The organism is Microbacterium sp. CCNWLW134, from assembly GCF_037083565.1.
GTDB lineage: Bacteria > Actinomycetota > Actinomycetes > Actinomycetales > Microbacteriaceae > Microbacterium.
The window spans coordinates 508499-527206 of sequence record NZ_JBAOJU010000001.1; the positions used below are offsets into that span (position 1 = coordinate 508499).

Sequence of the window (18708 nt, forward strand, 5' to 3'; positions counted from 1 at the left end):
CATGGCCGGCCCGAGTCACGACCCGTCCCTGTACCGCGACCGCGATGTCGTGCCGATCCGCCGCGCACTGGTGTCGGTCAGCGACAAGACCGATCTGCTGCCGCTCGCCGAGGCCCTCGCCTCGTCCGGTGTCGAGATCGTCTCCACCGGATCGACGGCGGCGACGATCCGCGACGCCGGCTTCCCGGTGACCGACGTCTCGTCCGTGACCGGCTTCCCCGAGTCGCTCGACGGGCGTGTGAAGACCCTGCATCCCGCAGTGCACGCGGGACTCCTCGCCGATCTGCGGCTGGAAGACCACGAGCGTCAGCTCGCCGAACTGGGCATCGGCGCGTTCGAGCTCGTCGTGGTGAACCTCTACCCGTTCGTCCAGACCGTCGCCTCCGGCGCCGAGGGTGACACGGTCGTCGAGCAGATCGACATCGGCGGTCCCGCGATGGTGCGCGCGTCGGCGAAGAACCACGCCAATGTCGCGATCGTCGTGTCACCCGAGTCGTATCCCGCCATCATCGAGGCTGTGCGCGGCGGCGGCACCACCCTGACCCAGCGGCGCGAGCTCGCCGCCCGCGCGTTCGCGCACACCGCCTCGTACGACACCGCCGTGGCCGCCTGGTTCGCCGAGGGGACGCTCGCCGAGGAAGACCTCCCGGCGCACCTGACGATCAAGGCCGAGCGGCTGGCGACCCTCCGCTACGGCGAGAACGCGCACCAGCGCGCGGCGATCTACACCCGTGTCGGCGGACACGGCATCGCCCAGGCCACCCAGCTGCAGGGCAAGGAGATGTCGTACAACAACTACGTCGACGCCGATGCGGCGCTGCGCGCGGCGTTCGACATGGTCAAGCCCGCGGTGGCGATCATCAAGCACGCCAACCCGTGCGGCATCGCCGTCACGGCGCCGAACGCCCTCGATCCGATCGCCTCCGCGCACCTGCGCGCACACGAGTGCGACCCGGTGTCGGCCTTCGGCGGCGTCATCGCGGCGAACCGGACCGTCACGCTGAAGATGGCCGAGAACCTGCGCGACATCTTCACCGAGGTCATCGTCGCGCCCGACTTCGAGCCGGCGGCGCTGGAGGTGTTCCGGCTGAAGAAGAACCTGCGCATCCTGCAGCTGCCCGCCGACTGGCGGCAGGAGCGGATGGACGTACGTCTCGTCTCGGGCGGCCTGCTGCTGCAGGACGCCGACCGGTTCCCCGACGACATCGAGTCGGTCGCGAAGGACTGGCAGCTGGTGTCGGGCGACCGGCCCGCGGAAGACGAGATGACGAATCTCATCTTCGCCTGGAAGGCCTGCCGCGCGGTGAAGTCGAACGCCATCGTGCTGGCGAAGAACTCCGCCACGGTCGGCATCGGGATGGGACAGGTCAACCGGGTCGACTCCTGCCGTCTCGCCGTCGAGCGGGCGGGGGACCGTGTGAGCGGTTCGGTCGCGGCATCCGATGCCTTCTTCCCCTTCGCCGACGGGCCGCGCGTGCTCATCGACGCCGGCGTCTCGGCGATCGTGCAGCCGGGCGGATCGGTGCGCGACGACGAGGTCATCGCCGCTGCGCGCGACGCCGGAGTGACGATGTTCTTCACCGGGGAGCGCCACTTCTTCCACTGAGCGCGCACGGCGCTCGGCGTTGCATCCTCGCCCCGGGGCGAGTCGCGCGCGGGGAGCGGGTGGGCGAGGGGCGGCGCGGAGTGACGGTGCCGCGAGCTCAGACCGCCGTCGGGCGGCCGTACTCCTCGAGGAAGCGGAGCCACACCTCGCTCACCGTCGGATACGACGGCACCGCATGCCACAGCCGCGAGAGCGGCACCTCGCCGACGACGGCGATGGTGGCGGAGTGGAGCAGCTCGGCGACATCGGGCCCCACGAAGGTGGCGCCCACGAGCACCTCGCGCTCGGTGTCGATGATCGCGCGCGCGCGACCGGAGTAGTCGTCCGACACCGTCGATGCCCCCGCGACCCACGACAGGTCGTAGTCGATGACCCGCACCGGCAGGCCCGCCTTCTCGGCAGCGGCGGCGGTGAGTCCGACCGACGCGACCTCGGGGTCGGTGAAGGTCACCTGCGGCACCGCGGCGTGGTCGGCGGTCGCGACGTGCACGCCCCAGGGGGCGTCGTCGACCGGCGCGCCCGTCGCGCGTGCGGCGATCACGTCGCCGGCGGCACGGGCCTGGTACTTGCCCTGGTGGGTGAGGAGGGCGCGGTGGTTGACGTCGCCGACGGCGTAGAGCCAGTCGGTGCCGCGCACGAGCATCGTGTCGTCGACGTCGAGCCAGGTCCCCGACTCCAGGCCGATGCTCTCCAGGCCCAGGTCGGTCGTGCGCGGTACGCGGCCGGTGGCGACGAGCACGCGCTCGGCCGCGACCTCCGAGCCATCGGACAGCTCGAGCACAGCGAGCCCGTCGTCGGCGGCGCGGGCGCGGGTGACGTCGACGTTCGTCCGCACGTCGACCCCGAGCCCGCGAAGCGACTCCTCGACCATCTCTCCCGCGAACGGCTCGGTGCCCCCGAGCAGCCCCGAGCGGGCCACCAGCGTCACCTCGGTGCCGAAGCCGGCGTATGCGGTCGCCATCTCGGCGCCCACGACCCCGCCGCCGAGGACCGTCAGGGATGCGGGAGGATTCTGCACCGCGGTCGCATCGCGACTCGTCCACGGCTCGATGTCGCGCAGCCCCGGGATATCGGGAAGAAGCGCCGCCGAGCCGGTGCAGAGGGCCACCGCGTGTCGGGCGACGAGGATCGTGTCGATGCCCTCGTCATCGGTCACGATGACCCGCTTCTCGCCGTCCAGACGCGCGTGGCCGCGGACGAGGTCGATCTTCGCCTTCTGGAGCCACTGCACCTGCGAGTCGTCGTTCCATTCGTGGGTGATGCCGTCGCGGCGACGCAGCACCGCCGAGACGTCGAGGTCTCCCGTCACCGCCTGCTTCGCGCCATCCACCGCCTGCGCCGCGCGCAGTGCCGCGGCGCTCCGCAGCAGCGCCTTCGACGGCATGCACGCCCAGTACGAGCACTCGCCGCCGACGAGCTCGGCTTCGACGATGACGGTCTTCATTCCCCCTTGAACCGCTCGGTCGGCCACGTTCTCGCCGACCGCTCCGGCGCCGACGACGACGACGTCGTACTCACGGATGATGTCCATGGACCCGACCCTAACGCCGCGCGCCCGCGCGCGGGCGAGGTTGCGGGTCCTTCCCTCGAGCCACGCGCGTCGGAGATTCGCGCGTAGTGCGGAGCTTCCAGCGCGTTCACGCCGAAGATGACCGCATTCTCCGAAGTTCGGGCGAGGAGGGCGGCCATGCGGTGAGGAGGGGCGCTGGGCGGAGGGGAGCCGCGCCGAGGGGTTGCGCGCGGGGCTAAACCGCTTTAGGGTAGCTCTTAACCGGTTTAGGACACCGGCTGACGACACGAAGAGGTGACGGATGACGCAGCACGGCCGCCCCACCATCGCCGACGTCGCACGCCGTGCGGGGGTCAGCAAGGGCCTCGTCTCGTTCGCCCTCAACGACCGTGCCGGGGTCGCCCCCGACACGCGTGAGCGCATCCTCTCCGCTGCCGCCGAGCTCGGCTGGAGCCCGAACCTCCGCGCCCGCTCCCTCAGCGTCGGCCGCGCTTTCGCGTGCGGCCTGGTGATCGGGCGCAGCCCCGACGTCATCGCCGCAGACCCGTTCTTCCCGTCGTTCATCGCCGGTGTCGAGGACGAGTTCTCGGTGTCGGGCCAGGTGCTGGTGCTCGCCGCGGCGACCCCCGGTCGACAGGAGGCCGAGACCTACCGGGGCCTTGCTGCCGACCGACGCGTGGACGGCGTCATCCTCTCCGACCTCCGCGCCGGTGACGAGCGCATCGCGCTCATCGGCGAGTTGGGTCTTGCCGCCGTAACCCTCGGGGTCCCCGACGTGGCGAGCCCCTTCACCTCGATCTCGGTCGACGACGGCGCGGGCATCCGCCTGGCCGTCGACCACCTCGCCGACCTCGGGCACACCGACATCGCCCATGCGGCCGGTCCCTTCTCGATGCTGCACGGACAGCACCGTGCGGCGGCGTTCGAAGAGGCGGCGGCGGCCCGCGGCATGCGGTCCCGCATCGTCGAGACCGACTTCAGCGCGGCAGACGGCGCTCGCGTCACGGAAGAGCTGCTGGATGCCGCGACGCCGCCGACCGCGATCGTGTACTCCAACGACAACATGGCCATCGCCGGTCTCGGGGTCGCCCAGCGGCGCGGCCTCGACGTCCCGCGCGACCTGTCGATCACCGGCTTCGACGACACCGAGATCGGTCGTCACGTCCACCCCGCCATCACGAGCGTCTCCACCGACGCCCGCGGCTGGGGCGCGGCGGCGGCGCGGGCGCTGCTCGAAGCCATCGCCGGTGCCGAAGCCGGCGCGATCGACCTCCCCGACCCCCGGCTCGTCGTGCGCGCCTCCACCGGCGCGCCGCGCGGCTGACACCACCCGCGGGCTCCGCCCGCACGCACAAGGAGATGAACATGCGACGACGCATCATTCCCGTGGCGGGAGCCGCCGCGGCCATCCTCGCCCTGAGCGCCTGCAGCGGCGGCAGCGGCGGCGGCGGAGCCGGCGGCATGGACAGCCGCGGCGACATCACGATCTGGTACTCCAACAACGAGGCCGAGATCGCCTGGGCCGAGCAGATGGTCGAGGCATGGAACGCCGAGAACGCCGACGAGCAGATCACCGCTCAGGAGATCCCCGCCGGCTCCTCCAGCGAAGAGGTCATCAGCGCGGCCATCACCGCCGGAAATGCCCCCTGCCTGATCTTCAACACCTCGCCCGCGGCCGTGCCGGAGTTCCAGCGCCAGGGAGGGCTGGTCGATCTCACCGAGTTCGAAGACGGCGAGGAGTACATCACCGAGCGCTCGGGCGACCTCGCCGAGCAGTACCGCTCGGAGGACGGCGGCTTCTACCAGATGCCGTGGAAGAGCAACCCCGTGATGATCTTCTACAACAAGGCGCTCTTCGCCGAAGCCGGGCTCGACCCTGAGAACCCGTCGCTGTCGACCTACGACGAGTTCCTCGAGACGTCTCGCACCCTCAGCGAGGCGGGCGTGGCCGAGTACGCCATCAACCCCGCACCGACGAGCGAGTTCTTCCAGTCGTGGTTCGACTTCTACCCGCTCTATGCCGCGGAGACCGGCGGCACCCAGCTGGTCGAGGACGGCGCCGCGACCTTCGACAGCCCCGAGGGCGAAGCGGTCGCCGACTTCTGGCGCACCCTCTACGCCGAGGGCCTGGCCGGCCAGGAGCAGTACCAGGGCGACGCGTTCGCAGACGGCTACGCCGCCATGGCCATCGTCGGCCCGTGGGCCATCTCGGTCTACGGCGACACCGTGGAGTGGGGCTCGGTTCCGGTCCCGACCTCCGGCGGCACCGCGCCCGAGGAGACCTGGACCTTCAGCGACGCCAAGAACGTCGGCCTCTTCACCGCGTGCGAGAACAAAGGCACGGCGTGGGACGTGCTGAAGTTCGCCACCAGCGAGGAGCAGGACGGACTGTGGCTCGAGGCCACGGGCCAGATGCCGCTGCGTCAGGATCTCACCGGCACCTACCCCGACTACTTCGCCGCGAACCCCGCCTACGAGCAGTTCGGCGATCAGGCCTCGCGCACCGTCGAGGTGCCCAACGTGCCGAACTCGGTGGAGATCTGGCAGACGTTCCGCGACGGATACTCCGAGGCGGTGGTCTTCGGCGAGGGCGAGATCCCCACGTTCCTCTCCGACACCGCGACCGAGGTCGACGACCTGGCGGCGGGAGACTGAGATGACCGTCTCCACCGGCACTCCCGGTCAGGGCGCCGACGCGCGCCCCGACCGGGAGGCGCCCGGACGGGACGGCGCAGAAGGGTCCGATCGACCGAAGGGGATGCTGCGCCGCATCCTGGGTTCGCATCCGCTGGGCCTCGTCTTCGCCGCGCCGTATCTGATCTTCATCGGCGTCGTCTTCGCGTACCCGATCGTGTTCGCGGTGTGGATGTCGTTCCACGATTACTTCTTCGCCGCGCCCGGGGCGGTCGTGGACCGCCCGTTCGTCGGGTTCGACAACTACGTCACGGTGCTGAGCGACCCCGACGTCTGGCGCTCGTTCGGCAACGTGGGGATCTTCCTCGTCATCAACGTGCCGCTGACGGTGGCGCTGTCGATGCTGCTCGCCACGGCGCTGGATCGCGTCGCGCGCGCGAAGACCTTCTTCCGCGTCGCCTACTACGTCCCCTACGTCACCGCGTCGGTGGCCGTGGTCGCGGTGTGGCTGTTCCTCTTCTCGGGCAACGGCCTGGTCAACAACATCCTCGGTCCGCTCGCGCCCGACCCGTCCTGGCTGATCAACTCCGCGCTGGCGATGCCGACGATCGCCCTGTTCGTCACGTGGAAGGGGCTCGGGTTCTACATCCTGCTCTACCTCGCGGCGCTGCAGAACGTGCCCCGCGAGCTCTACGAGTCGGTGTCGATGGACGGCGGTGGCCGCATCCGGCAGTTCTTCTCCGTCACGGTGCCGAGCGTGCGCCCCGCCACACTCCTCGTCGTGCTGCTGGCGACCATCACCGGGGCGAACCTCTTCACCGAGCCGTACCTGCTCACCGGCGGGGGCGGACCCAACGGCGCGTCCACCTCCCCGGTGCTCCTGATCTATCAGCGCGGCATCGAACAGGGGAACCCCGACATCGCCGCGGCGATCGGGGTCATCCTCATCATCTTCGTGCTGATCATCGCGGCGCTCCAGCGTCGCTTGGTAGGAGGGGAGGACCGATGAAACGCGTACTCGGCAGTTCCGCCGCGATGTACGTCGTGCTGAGCCTGGGCGCTCTGGCGTTCCTCTTCCCCTTCTACTACATGGTGATCGGGTCGCTGCAGACGACGGTCGACCCGTCGCCGAGCGGGGCGTTCCCCGACCCCGGCAACCTGACGCTCGACAACTACGGCGCCATCAACGCGCGGATCGACCTGCTGCAGGGCCTGGCCAACTCGGGCATCTTCACCGGCGGCGTGATCCTCGGCACCGTGGTGTTCGGCGTGCTCGCCGGGTACGCCCTGGCGGTGCTGCACTGGCGGGGGAGGAGCGCCACCTTCTCGCTGGTGCTGCTGGTGCAGGTGATCCCGTTCCAGCTGCTGATGATCCCGCTCTACGTGATGATCGCGCGGGATTACGGGCTCGCCGACTCCTACGCCGGCATGATCCTGCCGTTCTTCATCAACTCCACCGCCGTCATCATCTTCCGTCAGTACTTCCTGCAGCTTCCCAAAGAGCTCTTCGACGCCGCCCGCATCGACGGCGCCGGCGAGCTGCGGCTGCTGTGGAACGTCGCGCTGCCGCTCGTGCGCCCGGCGCTCCTGACGGTGGTGCTGCTGACCTTCATCGGCCCGTGGAACGAGTTCCTCTGGCCCTTCCTCATCACCAAGGAGGCCTCCATGCAACCCCTCGCGGTGTCGCTGGCGAACTTCCTGTCGAACATCGCCGCGTCCACCGCCAACCCGTTCGGCGCGACCCTCGCGGGCGCCGTCGCCCTGGCCGCGCCCGCCGTCGCGCTGTTCCTCGTCTTCCAGCGCTACTTCACCAGCAACGACCTCGGATCCGGAGTGAAAGGATGACCATGACATCCCCCCTGACCACCGTTCCCTATCGGATGACCCGCGTCGGCGTCGTGATGACACCGACCCCCGGCGACCCGCAGGAGGCCGAGGGGGTGCTGAACCCCGCCTCGGGTCGCAGCCCGGACGGCACCCTCTACCTCCTGCCCCGGCTCGTCGCCGAGGGCAACGTCTCACGGGTCGGCCTCGCCCGCGTCGTGCTCGACGACGGCGTGCCGGCGGGAGTCGAGCGCGAGGGTGTCGTGCTCGAGCCCGACCGCGGGTGGGAGCGGGGAGCCGACAACGCCGGCGTCGAAGACCCCCGGGTCACCTGGATCGAGACCCTCGGGCTGCACGTGATGACCTATGTCGCCTACGGTCCGCTCGGGCCCCGGACCGCGCTCGCGGTCTCGCCCGACCTCCGTCAGTGGCGCCGCCTGGGTCCCGCGCTGTTCCGGTACGACGACGCGCTCGACATGGACCTGAACCTGTTCCACAACAAAGACACCGTGTTCTTCCCCGAGCCGGTGTCCGCACCCGACGGCACGCTCAGTCTCGCGGTGCTGCACCGTCCCATGTGGGATCTCGGTGAGACCAGGCCCGGCCAGGGTGTGCGGGTGCCCGCCGGTGTCACCGACGAGCGCCAGTCGATCTGGATCAGCTACGTCCCCCTCGATGCGGTGCGCGAAGACATCGCCAACCTCGTGCTGTGGGAGCAGCACCGCTTCGTCGCGGGGCCGGAGTTCCCCTTCGAAGAGGTCAAGATCGGCGGCGGCCCGCCGCCGCTTCGCGTGCCCGAGGGGTGGCTGGTGCTCCACCACGGGGTGACGGGCGTCATCGACAACGCCTTCTCGCAGCAGCAGAAGGTCAACTACGCCGCCGGGGCGCTGCTGCTCGACGCCGACGACCCGAGCCGGGTGATCGCGCGCACCCCCGAACCGCTCCTGCGGCCCGAGACCGACGACGAGCGCAGCGGCATCGTGCCGAACGTCGTCTTCCCGACCGCGATAGAGGAGATCGACGGACGCCATTTCGTCTTCTACGGCATGGCCGACTCCAAGATCGGCGTCGCGCTTCTGGAGCGCACCGACGCCCCGATCGAGGGGGCATGACCGTCCGAGCATGGCCGACTGAAAAGGAGAAGCACATGAATATGCACGCACGACGAGGTGCGCGCTGGGCCGTCACCGGCGCCGCCGTTCTCGCCCTCACCGTGGGGCTCGTGAGCCCTGCGGCGGCGACGGCGACGCCGCCGGCGACGGCTGCGGTGGCGACATCCGTCCCGTCCGCTCCGCTGACGAACCTCGCGCACCTGGACTTCCTGCTCGACCAGGCGACCCCGCCCGCAGACGTCGAAGGGCACACCACCTACCGCCTGGCCGAGGAACCCACCCTGACCTTCCCCTGGACCTACGCCGACGCCCGTGACGGCGGCACGTTCGAGCGGGTCGGCGGCGGGCCCCTCGATCCTGCGACCGGATACTGGGGTCAGGGGGCTTACAACGCCGACGACATCTCCCGCGCCGCGGTGGTGTACCTCCGGCACTTCGAGCAGACGGGCGACGAGGCGAGCGCCGACAAGGCGTACGAACTCCTGCGCGGGCTCACCTACATGCAGACCGTGACCGGCCCGAACGCCGGCAACGTCGTGCTGTGGATGCAGCCCGACGGCACCCTGAACCCCTCGGCCGAGCCGATCGAGCTGCCCGACCCGTCGGACTCGGGCGCCAGCTACTGGCTCGCCCGCACGATCTGGGCGCTCGGCGAGGGCTACGCCGCCTTCGCCGACGTCGACCCCGCGTTCGCGGCATTCCTCGACGAGCGGCTCGACCTCGCTCTGCAGGCCCTCGACCGGCAGGTGCTCTCGCGTTACGGCGAGTGGACCGAATCCGACGGACTGCGCGTTCCGGCGTGGCTGATCGTCGACGGAGCGGATGCCTCGGCTGAGGCCGTGATCGGACTGGCGGCGCGGGTGGCCGCCGGACCCGACGCGCCCGCGGCGCGCGACGCGCTGGCCAAGCTCGCCGACGGTATCGCGGCGATGTCGGCCGGTGACGAGAAATCGTGGCCCTACGGCGCGGTGCTCCCGTGGGCGCAGTCGCGGAGCATGTGGCACGCGTGGGCGTCGCAGATGCCGGCGGCTCTCGCCGTGGCATCCGACGTCCTCGACGACCCGTCGCTGCTCGAACCCGCCGTGGCCGACACCGCCGTCTTCACCCCGACGCTGCTGACCGCCGGCGGGGCGGACAACGGCTGGTTCCCCAGCCCCACCGACCGGGTGCAGATCGCGTACGGTGTCGACTCCCGGGTGCAGTCGCTGCTGTCGGTGGCGGATGCCACGGGCTCGGCCGGTCTCGAGGGTCTCGCGGGTCTGCAGGCGGCCTGGTACTTCGGTGCGAACCGGGCGGGGGAGCCGATGTACGACGCCGCGACCGGTGTCACCTACGACGGGCTCCAGCCCGACGGCTCCATCAACCGCAACAGCGGTGCAGAAAGTGCCATCCACGGCCTGCTGACGATGCTCGCCCTCGATGCGCACCCGGCGGTCGCGGCGCGCGCCACGGCGCTGACGACCGTCGCCGCGCAGGACGGACTGCGTGTCGTCGAGGCCGAGACCGCCGTGACCACCGACGGCACCGTCACCACCCCTGAGTCGTGGACGGGCGAGTCGAGCTGGTCGGGTGACGCCCTGTCGCTCGCCCCGGGGGAGGAGGCGACCTGGGATGTCGGTCCGGCAGACACGCGGCGCTGGCTCGAGCCGGTCGTCTGGTCCGACCCCGGCGAGACGTCGAGGTCGACCTGGCGGTCGGGCGGGCAGCTCACGGTGACAGGACCCGCGCAGGGCATCTCGCCCACACCGGGCGTGCTGCTGCCGTATGCGTTGACCGCCCCGCTGTCGGCGAACCGCGACGAGGTCAGCGTGAAAGCCCTCAGCGGTGAGCTCATGCTCGATGCGATCCTCGTGCGCCCGTGGCTGTCGCGACTCGTCCTCGAGGGAGACGGGGCGCGCACCGAGCTCGTGCAGTCCACCGCGACCGGCACGCAGCGTGCAACCCTCGGCGCCGACGGGGTCGAGTCGACGATCCGCGTCTTCGACGAGGCCGGAGAGCTCGTGCGCACGACGTCGGTGACGGGCGAGACGAGCGTGGTCGTCCCGCGCGGGGGGTTCGCGCTCGCCGAGGGCTGAGTCCCGAAGACACACGGGGGTGGGTGCCTGGGCGCCCACCCCCGTGTCCGATTTCCGCCGGAATGTGTCCCCCGAGCGTGACAGGCTGGGGTCATGACGACTCCCGAGACGCCGCCTCCGCCGGTGCAGGGCACGCCCCGCGAGATGGGCTTCGCCGAACGCTACCGGGTCATCCGGTCGCGCGACCGGCGCTTCGACGGGCAGTTCGTCACCGCGGTGCGCTCGACGGGCATCTACTGCCGGCCCAGCTGCCCCGCCCGCACGCCCAAAGAGCAGAACGTCACCTTCTTCGCCACCTCGGCTGCCGCACACGAAGCCGGCTATCGCGCGTGCAAGCGCTGCCTGCCCGAAGCGGCGCCCGGCTCGCCCGCCTGGGACGTCCGCGGCGACCTCGCGGCCCGCGCCATGCGGCTCATCATCGACGGCGTCGTCGACCGCGAGGGAGTACCCGGCCTCGCCCGGCGACTCGGCTATTCGGCGCGCCACCTCACCCGTCTGCTCACCGCCGAACTCGGTGCCGGCCCCCTCGCCCTCGCCCGCGCGCAACGCGCCCACACCGCCCGCACCCTGCTCGTCGGCACCGACCTGTCATCGGCGGATGTCGCGTTCGCGGCGGGATTCTCCAGCGTCCGCCAGTTCACCGACACGATCGGCGAGGTGTTCGGGATGCCGCCGCGCGACCTCCGCGCCCGGCGCCAGGGCTCCCCAGGGTCGGCCGTCGTCCCCGGGACGAGCGACCTCGCCCCCGGAACGATCGATCTCGCTCTCCCGCTTCGCGGACCCATCGACACCGCGGGACTGTTCGGCTGGATGCGCGCGCACGCCGTTCCGGGTGTGGAGCGCGGTGACGCGACATCCTTCGCCCGGGTCGTGCGCCTGCCGTCCGGACCCGCCTGGTTCGAGGTGCGCGAGGAGGCCGGCAGGCTGCGCCTGCGCGCCCGACCGTCGTCGCTGCACGACCTCAGCACTCTCATCGCCCGGGTGCGGCGGCTGTTCGACCTCGACGCCGACCCGCTGGCCGTCGACGAGGCGCTGTCGATCCACCCCGAGCTCAGGGCCGCGGTCGCGGACATCCCGGGTGTGCGGGTCCCGGGCGCGATCGACGCCGACGAGATGCTGCTGCGCGCGATGATCGGGCAGCAGATCAGCGTCGCCGCCGCGCGCACGATGCAGGGGCGGCTCGCCGCGGCCCTCGGCGCCGAGGTCGACACTCCCGAGGGATCGATGACGCTCTTCCCCGATCCGGCGGTGATCGCCGACCGCGGCCACGAGGTGCTGCGGGGCCCGGCGGCGCGCGTGCGTGCGGTGGTCGCCGCCGCCGCGGCGCTCGCCGACGGCTCGCTGACGCTCGGGCCGGGCGACGACCGCGCCGAGCAGCGCCTGCGGCTCCTCGCCCTCCCGGGGGTCGGACCGTGGACGGCCGACTACGTCCGCATGCGCGTGCTGGGTGACCCCGACGTGCTGCTGCCGGGCGACGTCGCCGCCCGCACCGGGGCGGCAGCCCTCGGCCTCCCCGCCGACCCGCGCAGCTTCACGGCGTGGGCCGAGCGCACCGCGCCCTGGCGCAGCTACGCAATGGCCCACTTCTGGTACGCGGCACCCGTGACGCGCGCCTGGCGCACCGACGCGGTCACCAGGGAGATCCCCGCCAGCACGGACACCCGCAGGGCCGACCCCGTGCCCGGTGCCTCACCCGCCCCACCCGTTACCCTGCGCCCCACCGATCCCGCACCCGTCACCGCACCGACCCGCCGGAGGACCGCCTCATGAGCACCGCGATCATCCAGACCCTCGACACACCCGACGGACCCTTCACGATCCTCGAGAGCGAGGGTCACGTCGAGGCCTCGGGGTGGACCGCCGACCACGCCGCACTCCTCGCCCGCCTCGCCCCGGCTCACCGTCCCGACGCGGTCGCCGAGGGCGACACCGCGGCGGCCGTCGCCGTCACCGCCTACTACGCCGGCGACGTCGACGCGATCGACGCCGTCCCGGTCCGCCAGCACGGCACGGCCCTGCAGCGAGCCGGGTGGGAGGCGCTTCGCGGCATCTCACCGGGGCAGCCGCTCACCTACACGGCGTTCGCCGCCCGGCTCGGCAACCCCCGCGCCGTCCGCGTCGCGGCCTCGATCTGCGCGCGCAACGCGCCGGCGCTCTTCGTCCCCTGCCACCGCGTGCTCCGCTCCGACGGCACCCTCGGCGGGTTCGCGTGGGGACTCGACGTCAAGCGTTCGCTCCTCGATCGCGAGAGCCGGTTCGCCCTGGCGCGAACTGCCTCTTGATCACAGCCTCCTCCCAGGTTTAGTCTGGAGGGCTGTCGCGACCGCGGCGGCTTCGGATCACCCCACACCCTGGAGGATGCCATGTATCAGGTCGACCACGTCGCGAAGATCGCCGCCGTCCTCCCCGCGGCGCGGTAGCTCGCAGCTTTCGGGTTCTCTTCCGGCATAACCGCCGCGCTCCGAGCGTTTCCGCTCGAGCAGCGCTTCTTTCCGCGTCTCGCCACGAGTGAGCGCTTCTCCGCCACGTCCCACCAAGGATCATGACCTCCTCCGCTCCGCCCGCGTCATCCGCGAAAGCCCACCTGTCCACCGCCCGCGCACTCGCGCGGCTGCTGCCGTTCGTCCGCCCGGTGCTCCCGCGCCTCGCCCTCGGCGCCGGCAGCGCGCTCATCGCCAGCCTGCTCGCCCTGGCCATCCCGCTCGTCCTCGAGGCGATCATCCAGGGGCCGATCAACTCCGGTGACATCGGCCTCATCGGCTGGGGTGCCGCCGCCATCCTCGGGCTCGGCATCGCCGAGGCGGCGATGGTGTATCTGCGTCGCTGGTTCGTGCTCGCCCCCGCCACGATGGTGGAGTACGAGCTGCGCCAGACGTTCTACTCCCGCCTGCAGCGCCTCCCGGTCTCCTTCCACGATCGCTGGCAGTCAGGACAGCTCCTCAGCCGGATGATGCAGGACATCAGCACTCTCCGCCGGTGGATGGCCTTCGGCCTCGTGCTGCTCGTGGTGAACGTGCTGACGATCGTCGTCGGCACCGCGCTGCTCTTCCGCTGGCACTGGCTCCTGGGCACCGTGTTCCTCGTGGTGTCGGCGCCGCTGTGGTACGCCGGCTACCGGTTCGAGAAGGCCTACGGCACCCTGGCCCGCCAGAGTCAGGACCAGGCCGGCGACCTCGCGACGTCCGTGGAGGAGAGCGTCCACGGCATCCGGGTGCTGAAAGCCTTCGGTCGGGGCAAGCACGCCCTGCAGAAGTTCGCCCGCCAGGCCGAGACCCTCCGCCAGACCGAGCTGCGCAAGGCCCGCGCGGTCGGATGGATCTGGTTCTGGCTGGTCATCCTGCCCGACATCGCCTTCGCGCTGTGCCTTGGCACCGGCATCTACCTCGCCGCGACCGGCCAGCTCGACGTCGACGCCCTTATCGCGTTCTTCGCCATGACCACCGTGCTGCGCTGGCCGATGGAATCGATCGGGTTCCTCTTCTCCTTCACCCTCGACGCGCGGACGGCCACCGACCGCATCTTCGAGGTCTTCGACGAGGAGAACACGATCACCGACCCCGCCCGACCGGTGCAGCTGTCGAACGTGCGCGGTCAGCTCGCTTTCGAAGACGCCCACTTCCGCTACCAGGACGCCGGCGCCCACGAAGCCGACCTGCTCAACGGCATCGACCTCGTGCTCGAGCCGGGGGAGACGATGGCGCTCGTGGGGCTGACCGGAAGCGGCAAGACCACACTCACCACGCTGCCGACGCGTCTCTACGACGTCACCGGCGGGCGGGTGACCCTCGACGGGACGGATGTCCGAGACCTGACCCTGAAGGAGCTCCGCCGTCACATCGGCATGGCCTTCGAAGACGCGACGCTGTTCTCGCAGACCGTTCGCGAGAACATCCTCCTGGGGCGCGAAGATCTCGAGCCGGGCTCGGAGGAGGCCGAGCGCATCCTGCACGAGGCACTCGGGGTCGCGCAGGCGAGCTTCGTCTACGACCTCCCCGACGGGGTCGACACCGTCATCGGCGAGGAGGGGCTGAGCCTCTCGGGCGGCCAGCGTCAACGTCTCGCGCTCGCGCGGGCAGTGGCGGCCCGACCCAGCGTGCTGGTGCTGGATGACCCGCTGTCGGCGCTCGACGTCGACACCGAGGCGCTCGTCGAAGACGCGCTTCGCGTCGTGCTGAAGGACACCACCGCCCTCGTGGTGGCGCACCGGCCCTCGACCGTCATGCTCGCCGACCGCGTCGCGCTGCTGGAAGCGGGACGTGTCACCGCGGTGGGCCGCCATTCCGACCTGCTGCGCGAGAGCGAGCATTACCGGCACGTCATTTCCAGCCTCGAGCTCGCCGAGCGCGAGGCGCGTGACCCCTCGGATGTGCTCGAGGCCTCGTCCGAAGACCGCGAGAAACCCTTCGATGCCCTCGAGAAGGAGGTGACCCGATGAGCACGGCCACCGTCACCGGAACCAGCGGCGAAGACCGCTCCGACTACACCCGGGAAGAGAGTCGCGCCATCCGGCGCCGCTCGCTCCGGCTCCTCGGGTCGCTGATCGCCCCCGTGCGCTGGCAGCTGGTGCTCGCCGCCGCGGTGCTCGTCGTCTCCACGGCGCTGCGCGTCGCCGGCCCCGCGCTCATCGGATTCGGCATCAACAACGCCCTGCCCGCCGTGGTGGACCGCAACGACTGGATGCCGACCATCGTCGTCGTGGGCCTCTACCTCGTCAGCGGCATCGGCGGAGCCGCCCTCATCGGGTGGTACGTGGTGGTCGCCGCGCGTCTGACCCAGGCGGTCATGCTCGACCTGCGCAAGCGGATCTTCCTGCACACCCAGAAGCTGAGCCTGGAGTTCCACGAGTCCTACACGTCGGGCCGCATCATCTCGCGGCAGACGAGCGACCTCGACACGATCCGCGAACTCCTCGACGGCGGGCTGAACGAGCTCGTCTCCGGCATCCTCTTCGGCCTGTTCACCCTCATCGCGCTGCTGCTCGTGGACTGGCAGTCCGGCGTCATCCTCATCATCATGGGGATTCCGCTCTTCCTCCTCATGCGCTGGTTCTACAAGCGCTCGCAGATGGTCTACCGCCAGTCGCGGGTGGTGAGCGCGTCGGTGATCGTGAAGTTCGTCGAGTCGATGACGGGTATCCGGGCCGTCAAGGCCTTCCGGCGCGAGGAGCGCAACGACAAGGAGTTCGGCGACCTGGCCCTCAGCTACCGCGATGTCAACATCCGCTCCATCCGCCTGTTCGGCACCTTCGAGCCGGGCCTGATGGCCGTGGCCTCGGTCGCCATCGCGATGGTGGTGCTCTGGGGCGGCATCCGGGTGTCGACCGGGGCGCTCGGGCTCGGCTTCCTGCTGTCGGCGGTGCTGTACGTGCGCAACTTCTTCTCGCCGCTGCAGGAGGTGGCGTTCTTCCTGAACTCCTACCAGTCCGCCGTCGCGGCGCTGGAGAAGGTGTCGGGCGTGCTGGAGGAGCAGCCGACGGTTCCCGACCCGAAGCGCCCGGTCGACCTGTGGTCGGCGCGCGGCCACGTGAGGTTCGACGGCGTCACCTTCGGATACGGCGATGACCGCGTCATCCTGCCCGACTTCAGCCTCGATATCCCCGCAGGCCAGACGATCGCGCTCGTCGGCACGACCGGGGCGGGGAAATCGACGCTGGCCAAGCTCGTCTCGCGGTTCTACGACCCAACGATCGGTTCGGTGTCGCTCGACGGGGTGGACCTGCGCAACCTCCACCCGAAAGACCTGCGGCGCGCGATCGTCATGGTCACGCAGGAGGCGTACCTGTTCAGCGGGACGGTCGCGGACAACATCGCCCTCGGCAAGCCCGACGCCACCATGGACCAGATCCGTGCCGCGGCGCGGGCGGTCGGCGCGGAGGCGTTCATCGAGAAGCTGCCCGACGGGTACGACACCGACGTGAACAAGCGCGGCGGCCGGGTCTCGGCGGGGCAGCGTCAGCTGATCTCGTTCGCCCGTGCGTTCCTCGCCGACCCCGCGGTGCTGATCCTCGACGAGGCGACGGCGTCGCTCGACATCCCGAGCGAACGCGCGATCCAGGAAGCGCTGCAGACCCTCCTCGCCGATCGGACGGCGATCATCATCGCCCACCGCCTGTCGACCGTCGCGATCGCCGACCGGGTGCTGGTGATGGAGCACGGCCGCATCATCGAGGACGACGCCCCCGACGTGTTGATCAACGGCGACGGCAAGTTCGCCCAGCTGCATCGGGCGTGGCGGCAGTCCCTGGTCTGACGCGCGCGTCGGTCAGTCCGGGAAACCCCTGCCCCGGTTGTCGGAGATTCGCTCCGTTGTCGGAGCTCGAGAGGTTTTGGGCACCGACAACGCGCGGATTCCCCGACGATCCAGCGTCATCAACGATGCAGCCCCGCGGCGATCGCGCGCGACAGCGCTCGCTCGACGCTGGCCCAGTCGTGAATGACCTGCGCGTAGGTGAAGCGCAGCACGGTGTATCCGCGCATGACCAGCTCTGCGTCGAGGGCGACGTCGCGCCCGCGCTGTGCGGCCGTCGAGTGGTACGAGAACCCGTCGATCTGGATCACCAGTCGCCGGCCGACGAGGAGATCTACGCGGTGGCCTGCGACCACGGCCTGCTGGACGAAGGGCACCCCCCACGCAGTCAGCCGTACCGCAAAAAACGTCTCCAGGCCCGAGTCGGAGAGCCCGCGCACCTCGTCCGCAAGACGGGCCGCCTCGATCCGTCGCCAGGGAATGAGTCGGAGAGCGTCGATCGCAAGGTTCTCCGTGCGGATGGCTGACTCCCACACCACCAACGCCGAGGCGTGTCCCAGACACGAGGCCACATCGCGCAGGGTGTCCTCGACGGACGCCAACAACTTCCCGCGCGCGGGCGCGAGCGGCGCGGACCAGTGGGCTACCGCGTCCTCACACGGCGGGCGTCCGTGAGGCTTCAGCTGGATGTGGACGCGTTGATCGACATCAGGGGGCAGCCACCACCCGTAGCGCCGGGCCGCCGACACACAGGTCAAGACGCCGGAGCTCCGCGCCGCGGTGAGCAGGTCGCCCGCACATGAAGGGGTCATGAGCCAGTGGCGGCGGACCTTTCCGACGATGCCCATCCGCACCGCTTCCCGCTGAACAGTCAGCGCGAAGCCGGCGTCGGACGCGGCGTCACGGTGGGCGATGCCCCCGCGCTCATCGATCCAGGTGCGCAGTCGTCCGCAGCGCTCCAGAGAGCGAGGACTGAACGCGGTCGGATGCGAGGGGGCGGTCTGCGTCATTCGGCCAGTGTGTGCGACGTGGCGGAGGAAGTGCGGCCGCGATATCGAAGTCGTGCACAACACAGGCCAGACCTGCGGTGTGCAGGAGAGGACGAATGTCGGTGAAACCCGGCGAGATCGGATGCTGCAACGCGCTGTATCCGACAACCGACCGGATCTCCGACAAACCGGATGGTTGGAGGCGCCGGGCCGGTGGCGCGGGCCGGTGGTTAGAGGGAGACCTCGGCGATGACCTCGCCGTATTCGGTCTCACCGACGGGGGAGAAGCCGACTCGGCGGAAGAAGGCCTCGGGGCCGCCCTCGCCGGCCTCGTAGATGACGTTGACCGATCTCATGCCGCGCGAGCGGGCCTCGGCGAGCAGCTGCTCCACCGCGAACCGGCCGACGCCGCGGCCCTGATCGTCGGCGTCGACGTTGATGCGCCAGAGCACGGAGCGGAAGTACTCCTGGGGGAAGTCGGGGTCGAAGTTGGCGCTGACGAAGCCGACCACCTCGTCGCCGTCGAGCACGACCCGCTGCCACGAGGTCTGGGGGTTGACCACGGTTGCGGCGATGCCGTAGCTCACCGGCGAGAGGAACTCCTCCTGGCCCGGCTTCAGGGACATGTTGTTGACCGCGACGATCGTGGACGCGGACAGTTCCTCGAGGCGAAGTTCGGCCATACCCGACAGGCTAGCGAGAAAGGTCTTGT

At 70.5% G+C, this 18708-nt stretch carries 14 protein-coding genes; 11 read left to right on the plus strand and 3 right to left on the minus strand.

The genetic code is table 11. The features are described 5' to 3' along the window. Position 1: 1 nt before the first annotated feature. Positions 2-1606 carry a bifunctional phosphoribosylaminoimidazolecarboxamide formyltransferase/IMP cyclohydrolase gene (purH, locus tag V6S02_RS02390; RefSeq protein WP_336399729.1) on the plus strand — a complete coding sequence of 535 codons (1605 nt, stop codon included), beginning with the start codon at positions 2-4 and terminating at the stop codon, positions 1604-1606. A 97-nt stretch (positions 1607-1703) separates the two neighbouring features. Here purH and V6S02_RS02395 read toward each other — a convergent pair whose 3' ends face one another. Continuing rightward, positions 1704-3137, minus strand: a complete 1434-nt coding sequence (locus V6S02_RS02395; protein ID WP_336399730.1) for a dihydrolipoyl dehydrogenase family protein — start codon at positions 3135-3137, stop codon at positions 1704-1706. 280 nt (positions 3138-3417) lie between these two features. On the opposite strand from V6S02_RS02395, the gene V6S02_RS02400 reads away from it, so the two are divergent. From V6S02_RS02400 to V6S02_RS02445, 10 genes are all read left to right on the plus strand, one after another. After that, complete coding sequence (locus V6S02_RS02400) at positions 3418-4440, plus strand: LacI family DNA-binding transcriptional regulator (RefSeq protein WP_336399731.1); 1023 nt, start codon at positions 3418-3420, stop codon at positions 4438-4440. 41 nt (positions 4441-4481) lie between these two features. Beyond that, positions 4482-5771 carry an extracellular solute-binding protein gene (locus V6S02_RS02405; RefSeq protein ID WP_336399732.1) on the plus strand — a complete coding sequence of 430 codons (1290 nt, stop codon included), beginning with the start codon at positions 4482-4484 and terminating at the stop codon, positions 5769-5771. A 1-nt stretch (position 5772) separates the two neighbouring features. Next, positions 5773-6759, plus strand: coding sequence for a carbohydrate ABC transporter permease (locus V6S02_RS02410; protein ID WP_336399733.1), 987 nt, complete (start codon positions 5773-5775; stop codon positions 6757-6759). After that, on the plus strand, positions 6756-7595 hold the full coding sequence (locus tag V6S02_RS02415; protein ID WP_336399734.1) for a carbohydrate ABC transporter permease: 840 nt from the start codon (positions 6756-6758) through the stop codon (positions 7593-7595). Before V6S02_RS02410 ends, V6S02_RS02415 begins: the two co-directional genes overlap by 4 nt. After that, entirely contained in the window at positions 7592-8686 is a 1095-nt protein-coding gene (locus tag V6S02_RS02420) for a glycoside hydrolase family 130 protein (RefSeq protein WP_442927888.1), read from the plus strand. The genes V6S02_RS02415 and V6S02_RS02420 overlap by 4 nt, the downstream gene beginning before the upstream one ends. Positions 8687-8721: 35 nt before the next feature. Continuing rightward, the gene (locus V6S02_RS02425; protein ID WP_336399736.1) at positions 8722-10761 is read left to right on the plus strand and encodes a hypothetical protein; all 2040 of its coding nucleotides are present in this window, start codon (positions 8722-8724) and stop codon (positions 10759-10761) included. Between the two features lie 93 nt (positions 10762-10854). Further along, on the plus strand, positions 10855-12531 hold the full coding sequence (locus V6S02_RS02430) for a DNA-3-methyladenine glycosylase 2 family protein (protein ID WP_336399737.1): 1677 nt from the start codon (positions 10855-10857) through the stop codon (positions 12529-12531). Next, on the plus strand, positions 12528-13043 hold the full coding sequence (locus V6S02_RS02435) for a methylated-DNA--[protein]-cysteine S-methyltransferase (protein WP_124292630.1): 516 nt from the start codon (positions 12528-12530) through the stop codon (positions 13041-13043). The genes V6S02_RS02430 and V6S02_RS02435 overlap by 4 nt, the downstream gene beginning before the upstream one ends. 260 nt (positions 13044-13303) lie before the next feature. Further along, on the plus strand, positions 13304-15196 hold the full coding sequence (locus tag V6S02_RS02440; protein WP_336399738.1) for an ABC transporter ATP-binding protein: 1893 nt from the start codon (positions 13304-13306) through the stop codon (positions 15194-15196). Then, positions 15193-17010, plus strand: a complete 1818-nt coding sequence (locus V6S02_RS02445; RefSeq protein ID WP_336399739.1) for an ABC transporter ATP-binding protein — start codon at positions 15193-15195, stop codon at positions 17008-17010. Before V6S02_RS02440 ends, V6S02_RS02445 begins: the two co-directional genes overlap by 4 nt. Positions 17011-17129: 119 nt before the next feature. Here the strand turns inward: V6S02_RS02445 and V6S02_RS02450 are convergent, their stop codons facing one another. Both V6S02_RS02450 and V6S02_RS02455 read right to left on the minus strand, forming a co-directional pair. Next, positions 17130-18017: an endonuclease domain-containing protein gene (locus tag V6S02_RS02450; RefSeq protein WP_336399740.1), complete on the minus strand. Its 888-nt coding sequence runs from the start codon at positions 18015-18017 to the stop codon at positions 17130-17132. A 209-nt stretch (positions 18018-18226) separates the two neighbouring features. Beyond that, a complete protein-coding gene (locus tag V6S02_RS02455) occupies positions 18227-18679 on the minus strand; it encodes a GNAT family N-acetyltransferase (RefSeq protein ID WP_124292634.1) in 453 nt (150 codons plus the stop codon). Positions 18680-18708: the final 29 nt, after the last annotated feature.